Annotated in this window: 12 protein-coding genes; all 12 read right to left on the bottom strand. The window is 58.5% G+C overall.

Going from position 1 to position 13,827, the window contains the following annotated elements; translation table 11 throughout:
* Positions 1–12: 12 nt before the first annotated feature.
* Complete coding sequence (locus D0T11_RS11965; RefSeq protein ID WP_119656029.1) at positions 13–1,146, bottom strand: glycosyltransferase family 4 protein; 1,134 nt, start codon at positions 1,144–1,146, stop codon at positions 13–15.
* Entirely contained in the window at positions 1,146–2,408 is a 1,263-nt protein-coding gene (locus tag D0T11_RS11960) for a glycosyltransferase (RefSeq protein WP_119656028.1), read from the bottom strand. The genes D0T11_RS11965 and D0T11_RS11960 overlap by 1 nt, the downstream gene beginning before the upstream one ends.
* Positions 2,405–3,619, bottom strand: a complete 1,215-nt coding sequence (locus D0T11_RS11955; protein WP_119656027.1) for a glycosyltransferase family 4 protein — start codon at positions 3,617–3,619, stop codon at positions 2,405–2,407. The genes D0T11_RS11960 and D0T11_RS11955 overlap by 4 nt, the downstream gene beginning before the upstream one ends.
* A gap of 3 nt (positions 3,620–3,622) precedes the next feature.
* Entirely contained in the window at positions 3,623–4,795 is a 1,173-nt protein-coding gene (locus D0T11_RS11950; protein ID WP_119656026.1) for a glycosyltransferase family 61 protein, read from the bottom strand.
* A 37-nt stretch (positions 4,796–4,832) separates the two neighbouring features.
* On the bottom strand, positions 4,833–6,380 hold the full coding sequence (locus D0T11_RS11945) for a lipopolysaccharide biosynthesis protein (protein ID WP_119656025.1): 1,548 nt from the start codon (positions 6,378–6,380) through the stop codon (positions 4,833–4,835).
* 32 nt (positions 6,381–6,412) lie between these two features.
* A complete protein-coding gene (locus D0T11_RS11940) occupies positions 6,413–7,339 on the bottom strand; it encodes a glycosyltransferase (protein ID WP_182888369.1) in 927 nt (308 codons plus the stop codon).
* A 1-nt stretch (position 7,340) separates the two neighbouring features.
* The gene (locus tag D0T11_RS11935; protein ID WP_119656023.1) at positions 7,341–7,940 is read right to left on the bottom strand and encodes an acyltransferase; all 600 of its coding nucleotides are present in this window, start codon (positions 7,938–7,940) and stop codon (positions 7,341–7,343) included.
* A 377-nt stretch (positions 7,941–8,317) separates the two neighbouring features.
* On the bottom strand, positions 8,318–9,439 hold the full coding sequence (locus D0T11_RS11930; RefSeq protein WP_317127266.1) for a DegT/DnrJ/EryC1/StrS family aminotransferase: 1,122 nt from the start codon (positions 9,437–9,439) through the stop codon (positions 8,318–8,320).
* 39 nt (positions 9,440–9,478) lie between these two features.
* On the bottom strand, positions 9,479–10,678 hold the full coding sequence (locus D0T11_RS11925) for a glycosyltransferase family 4 protein (protein ID WP_119656021.1): 1,200 nt from the start codon (positions 10,676–10,678) through the stop codon (positions 9,479–9,481).
* Complete coding sequence (locus tag D0T11_RS11920) at positions 10,678–11,652, bottom strand: NAD-dependent epimerase/dehydratase family protein (protein ID WP_119656089.1); 975 nt, start codon at positions 11,650–11,652, stop codon at positions 10,678–10,680. Before D0T11_RS11920 ends, D0T11_RS11925 begins: the two co-directional genes overlap by 1 nt.
* A 150-nt stretch (positions 11,653–11,802) precedes the next feature.
* Positions 11,803–12,918, bottom strand: a complete 1,116-nt coding sequence (locus tag D0T11_RS11915) for a glycosyltransferase family 4 protein (RefSeq protein WP_182888368.1) — start codon at positions 12,916–12,918, stop codon at positions 11,803–11,805.
* 31 nt (positions 12,919–12,949) lie between these two features.
* The gene (locus D0T11_RS11910; RefSeq protein WP_119656019.1) at positions 12,950–13,819 is read right to left on the bottom strand and encodes a glycosyltransferase; all 870 of its coding nucleotides are present in this window, start codon (positions 13,817–13,819) and stop codon (positions 12,950–12,952) included.
* Positions 13,820–13,827 lie beyond the last annotated feature (8 nt).

Genomic DNA, 13,827 nt, shown 5'->3' with positions numbered 1-13,827 from the left:
AACACTTACTGGTTACCCGAGCAACTCGTCGTAGAGCTGCCCCAGCTGCTCGTAACTGGCAGCGGCCCGGAACTTGTGGCGCACGAACTCGCGGCCCGCCGCCGCGAATTCCCGACGTAAGTCCGCATCCGCCGCCAGCCGGAGCAGCGCCGCCGTCATGGCGGGCACGTCGCGGTTGGGCACCAGCAGGCCTGAGCGGCCCGATTCGAAAAGTTCGGCCGGTCCGCCGCAGTCGGTGGCAATGAGGGGCGTGCCGAAGTAGAGCGCGTCGAGGCAGGTGAGCGAGAAAGACTCTGATTCGGAGAAGTTCAGCACGATGTCGGCCTGCTTGATGGCGGCTTCCACATCCTGCACGAAGCTGCCAAACGTGACGACTTCCCGCAGGCCAGCCGCTTCCACGGCCGCTTCGAGTTGGCGGCGGTAGTCGCGGTTTTTCTCCAGGCCCATGTCGCCGCCGGCAAAGTGCAGGCGCAGGTGGGGTTGCTGGGCATAAGCATTCTTAAATGCTTCCACGGCGAAATTCTGGCCTTTACCTACAATGTAATTTCCCAGGAACAACACCCGCACGGTCCCGTCGGCGCGGGGAGCCAGGGCGGTTGCCGGGTACTTTTCGCCTTCCGGAATCGGGTCAAAAACAACCTGAACATGGGGTAGGGGCTGGAAGTACGAGTACACGGCCCGCGACACGCACACTACCCGCTGGGCCAGGTGCTCGGCCACCCAGCGCCAGGTGCGGGCCAGAGGCTGCATTTGGGTGTGGGGCAGAAACCGCACGTGCGTTACCAGGGGCCGCCCGGTGAGCAGCCGCGCCATTACGCCCGTCAGGTTGTAAAAGTCGTTCATGTGCACCACGGCGGCCCGCTCCCGCCGCACCAGGGCCGCCAACCGCCAGCCATTGAGCAGCAGCATGGGCACATAGAGCAGCAGGTTGCGCACCCGCTTGCTGATTTCGACGAACGGCACCTCATGCACCCGGTAGCCTGCCGTTTCCAGCACCGCGCGCCCCGTGCTGCCGCTGGGCAGTACGTACACGAACTCGTAGCGGCCCCGCAGCCGGTCGGTGGCGTTGCGGATGGCCATCAGGGCTCCGGTTACGGCCGTGGAGTTATCGGCAATCAGAATAACGGGCTTGGTTAAATCAGGCATTATTTCGCGAGTACGTCTTCGAGCACGGCCACCCACTGGCGGAAAATCTTTTCCCGGGTGAAATCCTGCATGCGCTGGCTGGCCAGCTGGCCCAGCCGTTCCCGCTCGGCCGTGTCATTGAGCAATTGATAGAGTGTTTCAGTCCAAACCCGCTGGTCGGCGGCCAAGCTGGCGGGTTGGTTGAGCATGGGCATCAGCATCCCAAATTCGGCGCGTTCGGCTGCCCGAATGGGGGTACGGGGCGTGGTGGTAGTGGGGGCCAGAATTTCGCGGGGACCGGTAGGGCAGTCGGTCGTTACGGCGGGTACGCCGCAAATCATGGCTTCGCCCAGCGCCATTGGGAAGCCTTCCCAGGCGGAGGGGAATACGAACAGCGAGGCCGGCCGGATATACTTGAACGGATTCTGCTGGAGGCCCAGGAAATACACGTCGTACTCCGTCGTCAGCGGGGCCTCGCCCCAGGCCTCGTACACGCGCAGGCCCAGCTGGCGGGCGTGGCGGGTCAGATCGTCGCGCAGTTCCCCATCGCCCACGAATACCAGCTTGGCCGGCCGCCGCTTAATGAGGGCCGCAAAAGAATCCAGCAGCGGGGCCTGGTTTTTCTGGATCGTCAGCCGCCCCGACGTCACGAGCACCGGCGCCGAATCGTAGACCGCCTGCTCCGGCGGCGTCAGCGGCTCCCGCGACTTCTCCTCGATCTGGGCGACTTCAAAGAAGTTGTTGATGGTAATCAGCTTTTCCGGCTTCACGCCGAAGCCTTCGATGAGTTCGGGATTGATGTCGCGGCTCACTGTCACGATTTTGTCGGCCCGGTTGTAGAGGCCCGGCATGAGCACTTTCTTGCGCAGCCAGCCCACCAGGCCCGTAATGTTGCCGTCGTGCAGCTTGGAGCCGTGAATGCAGAGCACCACCTTCTCGGACCCTTTGCTGAGCAGATTCACGTAATCGGCCCCTTCCAGGTGGCTCACGCACACGGCGGTGCGCAGGCGCTTCTTCAGGGCTTTCAGCCGCCCGATACGGCGGCCAAAGTTGCGGATTTTATCCACCGGACTACCGCCCCCGGCCACCTCCAGGCTTTGCACTTCGTTGCCGCTGGGGTACATGTCGCCGCCATCCAGGTTGAAGACGGCCTCCGTTACGGCGTAGTGCTTGGCCAGCTCCACACTATGGTCGTGAAACACGCGTTGCGCGCCGCCCAGGCCCAGGTTGGAAATCAGCAGGAGCAGGTTGCGGGGGGAAGAATTGGAGTTGAGGGAGTTCATGCGGATTGACTTTGGACGGCTTGAGCCTGCTGAAACAGCTCTTCGTATGCGGCCAGGCAGTGCTTCATGCGGAATTTCTCAAAAGCCTGCGGAGCCCGCTGCTCATGCTCGGCCAGCAGGGCCGGCTGCGTCAGGTAGGCGCGCATGGCTTCCGTAAGTTGCCCGGGGTCGGTGAGCTGCCAGTTGGCCTGATCTAACAATACGCCGGCCAAGCCCTCTTCGGAGGCCAGCATGGCGGGTACTTCGCCAATCCGGCTGGCAATGACCGGCTTGCCGCACGACAGATATTCGGCAATGGAATTGGGCAAGCTCTCGGCGTGAAAATAGCTAGGCAATAGCCCTACGTCGAAAAGGTCCACCCAATCAATGGGGTTACGGGAGAAGCCGGTGAAGTGCAAGCGCGGATGCGGGTGCTGCTGGCGTAGGTGTGTGAGGTAGTCGCTCTCGCCCACCAGCACCAAATGCAGTTCCGGGTGCGCCGTTTCCAGGGCCAGAAATGAATTTACGGCGTGGCCCCACCCCTTCTCAGGGATGCCGCGTGCCACCATGCCAAATACAATGGCTTCAGCCCCAATACCCAGGGCCGCCCGATTATGCGTCAGCTTCTCGGCGGAGAATTGACCATCGAACCCGTTGTAGATTTTTCGGTTGAGGATGGAGTTCAGAGGCCGTACGCCACTCTGCTCAAAAATCTCCAGATTCTTGCTGGTCAGGTACACCACGGCCGCCGCCTGTTGCAGCGCGAAGTTTCCCTTAGGCGTCACCTCCGGAGCGTCGGCCTTGTGTAGAAACAGCTCGTAACAGCCGTGCATAGTAATTACCAGCGGAATACCGAGGCCCTGCAATGCCTTGGCGGCGGCATAGTCGGCCTTGATGGTGTGGCTGTTTATTACATCGGGGGCCAGGCGCTGAATCGTCTGGCGCAGGTGCCGTACCACCTGCTCCTCCCGTAACCAATCAGCCCGACCCAGTCGCCGGCCCAGCCCGGCGGCTTTCCGTAGCACCGCATCCAGCTTCGGCGACTCCGAACCATAGGAAATCACCGGCACGTTGGGTGCCAGCTGCTGAATCAAACTTTGATTTACGAGGTGCGCATACTGATCGTACAAGTGTACCGTGTGGCCCGCTACGTGCAGAGCCTGCGCTAAGCGTAAGGCAAACGTCTGGGCACCACCCGTGCGCAGATCCTCCAGAACGATGAGAATTTTCATGCTTTACGAAACGGCTGAAGCGGGCGGCAGTTCTGTGAGGCCGTACACGCGGCCGGCGTGCTGGTTACCGAGCATGCGCTCCACGGCGGCTTCCAGGGCGGCCACTTCTACCGGGTACTCCTGCCCATCCCGCATATCGCCCCCCACTACCACGTCGTAGTAGCGGATGCCCATTGCGTAAGCCTGCCAGTAATACAGCGGCATCAGGTAGTTGCGCGGCATAATTTCGATGACGTGGCTGTGGGCGTAGTTCATGAAAAACTGCTGAATCATGCCCGCCCCGTGCAGGGCCACCAGGTATTCGGTTTCCTGAAACAGCTGGGCCTGCTGCTCAATGGAGAGGTTTTCGGCAAACATTTCCTCGAAGCCGTGGCGCTTGAGCATGGCAACTACCTCGGATTCGTTGTCGAGGTAGCGGCCGTAGCGCTTCCGGTCCCGGTTCAGAAATACCTTGCGCCAGGGCTTCACGCTGGGCAGCGCGTACAACTCGCGCATGGTGCGCCAGGCCGCCGGACTGAAAGAGGCCGTTTGCAGCTTGTACAGCTTCTTTACCTGCACCCACTCCGCATCCGCCACCACGTGCCAGTTGAGTTGGCGCACCTGCGGGCTGCCCTGGTACAGGTACTGGAAGTACACCGTATCAAACATCTTTTTGGTAATGAGCAGGGGCGTATCCCGGGGCAGACCACTGCGCTCCCACTGTTGCAGGCTGATGAGGGCATCGACCAGATGGTGGTAGTAGTTGCGGGTGGCCGAGCCGTCGTACCAGATGGCTTTCTCCAGGTGCGTTACCTTAGAAGGGCGCAGCAGATAGGGCAGAATGTACGGATACTGCCGGTCGTGCTTGTAGACCACCGTTTGCTCAACCAACTCCCGGCCGGCCCGGATGCCGAGTAACCGCTCGGGCTCCAGGAGCACATCTTCCACCTCCACCACGAAGCTTTCCTGCATGGTCCAGCGCTTGCTGTCGTCGCCGACAAAGGCGCTGAAGACCGGGTCGGTGAACCGGGTGGGCAAGTGGGCAAAAATATCGTCCGTCTGGCGGTGCAGATAGCGGAAACCGGCCCCGTCCTGGCGGTTTTTCCAGTAGCCGGCCGCCGCCTTGCGGCCCAGGCCGGTACGCCAGAGCAACGTGCGGGTGGCTTTAGTCAGGAAGCTGGTAAGGGAAGTGGTCATGGCAGGCAGAAAAACGGCCGCATCGGCGGCCGCGAAACTAGGATTGAACGAGCAGGTAGCGGCGGAAGCGGGGCGGGACGTATTCGCCCAGCGTTTTGCGCAGGTACACCAGCCAGACGAAGCTACCCATGAGCAAAGATACGGCCGCGCCAATGGGCAGGAACCACAGCCAGTTATTGAGAAACGGCAGGGTATCCAGCTTCTGCACCAGCCAATACATCCCGATTCCGGCCGCGCTGATGCCCAGCGTAGGCCCCAGAATGGGCCGCACCAACGAGTCCATCCACGAAATTTCCAGGTGCTTACGCAACAGGAAGGGCACGTACCAGAAAGACGTGAGCAAGGCCGCGATAATGGTACCGAGCAGAATTCCGCTCATGCCCAGCTTGTAGCCCAGCCAGATGGAAAGCGTCAGGTTCAGGGCCGCCTCCACCATGGCCGCGAAGCTCAGGGGGCGGGCAATGCCCTTGGCATTGAGGAAGAAAACACCGGTTCGGGTAATGGTTTGCTGCACCATAATGATGAGGGCCAGGATCAGCACCTGCTGCCCGGCGAAGAAATCCGGCCCTACCCACAGCCGGATAAACCACTCGTCCAGGGTTAGCATGAGCCAGAACGCGGCCAGGCTCATGACCACAATCAGCAGCATCATGCGGTGAAAGTAGAGGCGGGCGCGGGCCGGCCCTTCATGCACCACGATTTCGGCAACTGCCGGCAAGGCATTCTCCGTGACGCGGCCCAGCAGATTCATCCCCACTTCCGGAATGCGCACCGTCAGCGAGAACACGGCCACCAGCGACAACGACAGCACTTTGCCGATAACGAGCCGGTCGGTGTATAAAATCACCTGCGTAGCGAGCCCGTGCAGAAACATGAAGAAGCCGTACCCCAGCATAGAGTGCGTCAGGGCCTTGTCAAAGTATTTTATCCGGATCCGGACCTCGGGATAGTAGCGGTACAGGAGTACAATCTGCACAATACCGTTGCCAAAGAGCTGAAACAGGTTGGCGTATACAAACGTCCAGAGGCCAATGCCCCGGGATAGCAACACCAGCGTCAGACCGGTAGTGAGCAGATTGACCGCGAAAATAGGCGTGGCAATGAGTGCCTGCCGGTGGTGGGCGAAGAAAATGCCGCCCAAACCCCGCTGAATAAACTGCCCCCCCACCAACAGGCTGAGCGTGATGATAATTGGAACGGCTGGTGCGGCCAGTTCCGGCCGCAGGTCGTAGGCCTTGGGTAGCAATGGGGCCAACCCAATCCCGACGCCGGCCACCAGCACCCCGAACCCGGCCGCTATCAGCACCCCCGTCGACATGATTTTATTAACCATCAGCCGGTTTTGCTCATCATCACCCCGGTGCAGGGCCAGGTTGCGGATGACGGCCGACGAGAGGCCAAAGTCGAACAGGGCCAGGTAATTTACTATCTGAAAAAAGATAATGGACAAGCCATAGGCATCCTTATCCAGATATTTTACCATCAGGGGCGTGCTGACGATGGACACCACCATGGAAATAATGGTGAATGCCTGCGTCGAGATAGTGCCCCAGAAGGCGGATTTTGTGCGCGAAATTTCAGACATGCAATCGGGTAGCGAACAGACCTGTGGCCGTTCTATCGACTCATCAGAGGACGAAGAGTTGAATACTTAATTCCCAGTCGGGCCATTAGCCAGAACAGCCCTACTTTGGGCAGGCGGGTTTCCTTAAAAGCATACCAGAGACGGGCTACGGCTTCTGGCCCCTCACTGGCGTAGTAGTGCTCTGCATGATCGGCCAGACTATGCCGGGCGGCAGCCCATTCCTCCGGTCCTTCAAAGTACGCTTTGCGGTAAATCCGAAAATACGTTTCATTCAGCGACAACCGGTTCGTGTGAATGGCCGACCGGTTATGCACCCGATACGCTCCCAGCGTACCCGGCAAATGGACAAAACGAAACTTACGGGAGATGCGCAACCACATATCCAGGTCTTCGGAAAAAAGGGTTTCATCATGCGGTCCCACGGCCTCCAGCGCCTCTCTGCGCACAGTAGTGGTTACGGTAGGCAAATAAAGCCCCCGCAATAGCGGAACAATCAGGTTTCCCTGGGGTGGCTGGTCGGCGTAAGCTGGGTTAAAGTAGCGCAAAAAGCTGGACGCAATTTCCTTCCCATCTGCATCGATCAACCGGCAATCAGTATATACTACCCCACAGGAAGGTGGTTGACGCGCGAATTCAGCTACGGTCAGGGCAATCAGCTCGGGCTCCAATACATCATCCGACCCCACCAGGGATAAATAGCTGCCAGTGGCCAACTGAGTGCAGTGACTGAAGGTGCGCACTAAGCCCTGATTCTGCTCATGCCGCACAAAAGTTACGGGATACCCCGTGCGCTCCATCCACTGCTGCACCACAGCCACCGAATTATCCACCGAACAGTCATCAACCACAATCAGCTCAATGGCCGGATACGTCTGGGCGCGCACGCTATCCAGTAGTATCTCCAGGTAGCCTGCGTTATTGTAGGAGCCAATACCGATACTGACGGTCGGGTAAATCATATTAGAGTGATTCCGGCACCAGACCGTGCGAAGCTTCGCGGTAGCGCTGCCCGGTAACTGCTGAAACCCAATAACCTGATTCCGGAGCAGCTTCCAGTTTCTGGCCCTGCTCATCTATCCACCCGTGCTGCCGGGCCGGATTTCCGTACACCAACGCATAATCCTTCACGTCGCGGGTAACTACGGAGGCAATGCCGGTCAGGGCATATCGGCCGACCGTAACGCCGGCCAGAATAGTGGAGTTGGCTCCCAGCGAACAGCCATGCTTGAGCAGAGTGGAAGAAAATACCGCCTCTTTGTTTTTACTCCGCGGCCGGATGTCATTCGTGAAAACTACATTCGGACCAATAAACACGTTGTCTTCCGCAACAATACCCGTCCAGAGATACACGCCGCATTTGAGCGTCACGTTGTCGCCTAAAACCACACCATTCTCCACGAAACAATGGTCGCAGATGTTGCAGTTGCTCCCGATACGCACCCCATCCAGTACATGAACGAAGGCCCAGATAGTAGTACCCGGACCAATGTCCATCGTATCAACGATAGCGCCGGGATGAACATAATGAGCAGGGGGAGTACCGGTATTAGGAGTAGGCATATTAGAAAATCTGAATGTCTGTGGGTTGTCGCCTAGCCACTAGCTGCCAGGTATTGGCTGGAAAACCAAGACAGCAACACTGAAGTGGTAACCCCGGCAATGTGTGGTTAGGACCGATGCAGAATGTGTGCGCTTCGATCTGAGTGGCTGAATCGGGGCGGCTGAAAATGAATTTATTCTTATCCTTTCGGAATACTCTTTCTGTCTGCCGGCAGTCTGTAGTTTGTATGCAGAGAACATCAGGTACATCCGGCAGAGGCGACGGATATCAAAAGACGTTCCAGAGTTTTGCGCGACAGACAGACTTTAAGTGCTTGTTGATATCCGGCGTATCTGCCGGATATCAACAAGCACTTAAAGTCTGATCTTCGGGCCGCTTACTTAAAGTAGGAGCGAATAGCAGCTACCACTTTCTGTACCTCCTCTTGCCCCATTCCAGGCCACATGGGCAGGCTCAGACTCGTAGCCGCCAATTCTTCGGCAATCGGAAACTGTTGGCTGGCCATGGGTTGATCAGCGTAGGCCTGCTGCCGGTGAGGGGGTACCGGGTAGTGAATCAGTGTCCCGATACTCTGGTCCGTCAAATGTTGCTGCAAACTGTCGCGCTGGGCAGTTCTCACTACGTACAAATGATAGACGTGGGTACAGCCCGCGGCAACGGACGGCAGTTGTAAATCGCCTATTCCAGCCAGCTGCTCATCGTATAGAGCCGCTACCATCTGACGTTGCCGGGTCCAGTCAGCCAAGTAAGGCAGCTTTACCGAAAGAACGGCTGCCTGCATTTCATCCAGGCGGGAGTTGTAACCAATTACCTCGTTGTAATACTTTTTCTGAGAGCCGTAGTTACGTAGGGTCCGCAGCCGTTTCGCCACCTCCGCATCGTTGGTCGTGATGGCTCCGGCGTCGCCTAGGGCCCCCAGATTTTTACCTGGATAAAAGCTGGTACCATTCGCCTGACCAAAGCTGCCCGTAAGGCCCCCATCACAGGCCGCTCCCTGGGCTTGGGCGTTATCCTCCAGTACCGCTAAATTATGCCGACGGGCAATGCCCATGATGGCCGTCATCTCGCAGGCTTGCCCGTACAGGTGAACCGGCATGATGGCCTTCGTGCGCGGCGTAATTGCCGCCTCAATCAGGTCTGGATCCAGGTTATAAGTAGTGGCACTGGGTTCTACTGGCACGGGCGTAGCTCCTACAAAGGATACGGCTAACCATGTAGCGATGTAGGTGTTGGAAGGAACGATAACCTCATCACCAGGACCAATATTTAAAGCGATAAGCGACAGGTGCAGCGCATCCAGTCCATTGGCCACACCTACGCATTGCGTTACCTGATTGTACGTGGCATAAGCCGCTTCAAAATCAGTAACCGACTGTCCGAGTACATACCACTGGCTGTCGTACACCCGTGCCATTGCAGCGAGTACTTCTTCCCGAATGGGGTGATGCTGAGGCGAAAAAGAGAGAAAAGGAACTTGCATGAGTAAAGTAAAGGTCAAATGCAAAGATACGGGAATATGCTGCTAAACCCGGCAATTTCATGGGCAAGGAAGTTCAGCTACGGGCCACAAATCCCGGGCTACCAACTCCTGTTTGAGGTGTAGTGCCCATTGGTCCCAGTTGAGAGTAGCCTCGTAACGCTGGCGGGCCGCTACGCGCATTAGCTGATAGAGCGTCTCATCCTGGTACAAATCCCGAATAGCCACGGCAAAATCAGTTCCAGTGGCACTCAATGGAAGCATCAGACCGGTTTTGCCATGCTCTACGAAGCTGGAGATCCCCCCGACGTCGGTTGTTACGACAGGTAAACCGAAAGAGTTGGCATCGGCAAACGCAATGGCAGCGCATTCGGCCCGCGACGGCAGAATGAAGAAGTTGGCCGTTCGGAATAACTCATCCAGGCGGGCCAGATCAGCCGGCTCTCCCATATTCAGGTAAGGGATGGTTGTAAAGCCCGGGTGCTGGTAATTAATCCGCTCCTGAGGCGGCGGAGCACACCCTACAACGGTAAGTGTAGCCGGTATCCCTTGCTCGTTCAGCGCTACCATGGCCTCGTAGGCAATGGCGCCCCCCTTACGTTCCCATTCCCCCCCGAGTAGAAATAGCCGGCACTCTGAGCCATTAGGTTTCGCGACGATTTCGGCAGGTTGCGGAGGCGAAGGATAGTTGGCACCAAAGGGAATAACGACCACCTTGGCAGGGTCGGCCCCGTAATCCCGAATGGCCGACTGGGCTGCCCACTGCGAAGAGTAGCAAATGAGGGTGGCCTTGTTCAGGGCACGTTTTTCGATGTGATTGAGTTCCCGCTTCGAAATTTCCAACAGACCGGTCAGGCCCGGATAAAAATCAATTAGTTGGTGTAGAGTGGAATCCTCGATATACACGATAGGGATAGTCGTATGCAGGTAGGCTATTTCCGTGAACGAAGCCGGAGCCAGTAGTAGGTCGAACGACTGCCGCGCCAACCGCTGCCCAAATTGCCGGGCGTACAGACGGGCTAGCATAACACTCCAGGAGTGATGATAGCGTTTGCCGGTAAGAGGAGTAATCAGATAATGATTGAGCTTATTGCCAATGCGCAACGGCCATACCATAGGGGCTGGTCCTAACGCGGTAACGGGTCCGAAGATGCGCTCAGCTGCCCGAAAAATAGAATAATGCACGCCGGACCAAGAGCGTCGGTCAAGTGGGTCGGTACTCGTCAGAAAACCGATGCGGGCGGGCAGTTGCGAAGTCATTATAACGCCGTTTGATAAGGCACTTTGCTGGTTTGCCCCGCAAACCACGCCCAAGTCTGAGCCAGCCCTTGTTCCAGGGACACCTCGCGTTGCCAGCCGGTAGCAGCCTGCAATTTATGGCAATCCAGAATATTGGCGGGCACATCGAACGGGCGCGGAGGCTTTATCTCTACCACCACCGAGTGGCCTGATACCTGCGCCAGGGGTGTCAGCATATCCAGCACCTGCCGGTTGGTAAAGCCTTCCCCACTTCCCAGATTATAGACTTCGCCGGGGACGCCCTCCAGCAATGCCGCCACAATACCGGTCGCCATATCGGTTACGTGCAGGTAATCCCGCACCGTGCCCTGCTCGCCAAACAGCATTAAGGGCCTCCCATCCAGAATGGAGGCAATGGCCGTAGCAACGAAGCCCTGCCCGCTGTAGGGCCGCTGCCCTTGGCCGTAGGCGTTGGCCGGCCGCACGCACACGATGGGCAGTTGCCGGGTTTCAAAATACATGTGGGCGTATTTTTCCAGGGCCAGCTTGGTTATTCCGTAGGGTGAAAGCGGTAGAGTCTGATGCAGTTCGCTGATGGGCACGGCCGGCGTACGGCCATAAACGGTCCCCCCCGAAGATATCCAGACGAATTTACGCAAGTGCGACATCGTAGCGGCAAGCTCGAACAGGCGTACTGTTTCCGGAACATTCACCAGAATATCATTTACCGGGTCCTGAAAGCTCGTTCCCGGACTGGTCGCGTACGCCAGGTCCACTACCTCCGTCGCGGCCTCCAGGGCTATGCGCACGACGTCAGTACCCGCTTCTACCGAATTTTCCAGGTAGCGCACGCCGGCGGGCAAACCCTGCGGTGAGTCGCCCCGGCCCACTACGATTACCTGCCGGCCACGGGCGACCAACTCCGCCACAACGGCCCGCCCGATAAAGCCCGCTCCCCCGATAACGCACGTGGTAGTACTTATAGCAGCAGGCATTGAATGCAACATAATCAGCACAATGGGTGAGTACTCAAAGAGGAGCCATTCGAAAGCAGGTGGGCAAAAATACTCGTTTTGGGGGATTCGGGTCGTTGTCTTTTCCAAAAGCCCCTCTCCGGCAGAGCCGCAAATCCCCTCATTGCCTCCTTATCCGGCGGCTACCAGATGCTGTAGCAAGTCTCCGGCCGGATCTGTCAGCATTTTCTCACTGGCCCAAGCGGAGCCAGCCTGGCCCATGCGGCCCCACTCCGAGCGCCGGGCCCAAGCCCGCTCCAGACTTCGGCTCAGCGATGATACCGAAGCCATGTCGGCAATGAAACCGGTTACTTCGTCCTGTACCCAGTCGCGTACCAGGCCCACGTCGGCAGCTACCATCGGCCGGCCGCACAACGCGGCTTCCTGCACCACCATCGGCCCCGACTCGATACGGGAGGGTAAGATGAGCAAATGCGTAGTGGCCCAAAGAACGTTGCTGTCGGCTACATGCCCGTGCCACGTTACCCGACCTTGCAGGTGACAGAATTCAATCAGCCTTTCCAGATAGCGCTGGTCCGGCCCCCGGCCGTACAGGTTCAGGTGCCAGGCCCGCGCCAGCCATTGTGGTTGGCACAAGGTATCCAGCAGCACATCCTGCCCTTTGCGGTCCGTATCAAAGCTACCAACCACGGCAAGCTGGACAACCGTATCGGCGGCCAGCGGTGGGTAGGGCACCGGCCAGTTGGCCGGCAGATTCAGAGGATTCTGCACCACCCGGGCATTTTGGATAGGAGCCGCCAGTTGGCGGCGTATTACCTGCTGCTGCAAATCCGAAATCATCAGCACTTCGCGGGCCTGCTCGTATAGCGTGATCATGCGCTGCCGCTGCGCTTCGCCCTGACGTACCGGGTCGTGGTAGTTGTGGCAAATGAGCAGGAAGGGCACCGACTGCAACCACGTGGCCAGTTGCTGATGAAACAGCAAATCATTCCACCCCCCCTGGCTGACCAGAACCACCTGGGGCTTGAAATGCCGTAACGCGTCGATTTCCGGCAAACGTCCCTTCCGTGGTAGGCGCGCGAGCCAGCTACGGGTCCGGAAACGCAAGGTAGGTTCGTAGCGCGGCCGCCGGCAGAGCGTGGCCCCGGCGGCAGCTAAGGCCTGGAGTGGCGGCGGCAGCTCGGGCCAAGCGTTGGTAATCACCAGCACCTGGTGGCCTTCGGCCAGCGCCCGCGCCGCCGTTTGCGCCCACAGCACTTCACTCCCACCCCACGGGGCATCGTACATTAGGGATACAAAAGCAATTCGCATCGTGCAATCAAGCGCCAAATCGTGACTGGATCAGTTGTTTCGCCAGCCACAAAGTATCCCGGTTGAGGGGGGCCAGCAGCAGGCACCGGGCCAAGTATTTCGTGACTGTGGCTGCGGCAAAACGCTGCCGGATCAAAAGCCCCGTAAACTCCTGTAATGCCCGCAGTTCCAACGCGTGGCGCTCCGGCGGCGACGGGGTTACCACGCCGAAAGGCAGCTGATTCATTCGCTTTCGCTGATATTTCAACGCGTTAACTACCCACTGCGCGTTGATATTTCCCCGGGAATGATGTTCGATGAGTAAGTCAAAGGTAACACATACGCGCAAGCCACTCCGAAAAATCTCCGTGCAATAATCCACATCGTAGAAGTGGAAATCGGTAAAGGTGTGCGCATCAAACGGGTGCCGCGCCCAGACGTCCTTCCGCGAGCACATCCACATGCCATCTATCACCGCCACATCCGTTAGCGTGGCGGCTTCGGGGTTGCGGAGCTCGCGCTCCGTGTGGCCGTCGGGAAAAACGTTGAGCACGTTCTCGCGGCAGTAGGGCAACCCACAGCCCCACCAGGCGGCGGGGGCAGCCAGCTGAAATTGCCCGCCCGTTACGCCCAGCACCCCAATGGTATCGTCGCGCAGCACGTCCACCACGGTTTGCCCCCAATCGGCCGTGCGGAAGCGGATGTCTTCGTGCATAAAGCACAACACGTCGTAGCGGGCCTGGGCCGCGCCCAGGTTGTAGGCCTCGCAAATGCCGTATTGGCCCCGGCTGTTGTCGATGGGTACGATTTCGAAGGGCACGCCAATTGTGGCGGCGGCACTCTGGCTAACCGCCGCCAGTGCCGCCGGGTCGCGGGTGCAGATAATGAGTGAGATCATACGCGTAG

The sequence above is a fragment of the Hymenobacter rubripertinctus genome (assembly GCF_003583925.1).
In the GTDB taxonomy this organism is placed as follows: Bacteria; Bacteroidota; Bacteroidia; order Cytophagales; family Hymenobacteraceae; genus Hymenobacter; species Hymenobacter rubripertinctus.
This window is presented reverse-complemented; position numbering and strand designations above follow the sequence as displayed.

Coding starts and splice junctions, on each gene's coding strand:
- D0T11_RS11935 (WP_119656023.1), bottom strand. CDS start 7,940: ATGCCTACTCCTAATACCGGTACTCCCCCTGCTCATTATGTTCATCCC.
- D0T11_RS11910 (WP_119656019.1), bottom strand. CDS start 13,819: ATGATCTCACTCATTATCTGCACCCGCGACCCGGCGGCACTGGCGGCG.
- D0T11_RS11925 (WP_119656021.1), bottom strand. CDS start 10,678: ATGACTTCGCAACTGCCCGCCCGCATCGGTTTTCTGACGAGTACCGAC.
- D0T11_RS11920 (WP_119656089.1), bottom strand. CDS start 11,652: ATGCCTGCTGCTATAAGTACTACCACGTGCGTTATCGGGGGAGCGGGC.
- D0T11_RS11940 (WP_182888369.1), bottom strand. CDS start 7,339: ATGATTTACCCGACCGTCAGTATCGGTATTGGCTCCTACAATAACGCA.
- D0T11_RS11955 (WP_119656027.1), bottom strand. CDS start 3,619: ATGAAAATTCTCATCGTTCTGGAGGATCTGCGCACGGGTGGTGCCCAG.
- D0T11_RS11965 (WP_119656029.1), bottom strand. CDS start 1,146: ATGCCTGATTTAACCAAGCCCGTTATTCTGATTGCCGATAACTCCACG.
- D0T11_RS11945 (WP_119656025.1), bottom strand. CDS start 6,380: ATGTCTGAAATTTCGCGCACAAAATCCGCCTTCTGGGGCACTATCTCG.
- D0T11_RS11915 (WP_182888368.1), bottom strand. CDS start 12,918: ATGTACGATGCCCCGTGGGGTGGGAGTGAAGTGCTGTGGGCGCAAACG.
- D0T11_RS11950 (WP_119656026.1), bottom strand. CDS start 4,795: ATGACCACTTCCCTTACCAGCTTCCTGACTAAAGCCACCCGCACGTTG.
- D0T11_RS11960 (WP_119656028.1), bottom strand. CDS start 2,408: ATGAACTCCCTCAACTCCAATTCTTCCCCCCGCAACCTGCTCCTGCTG.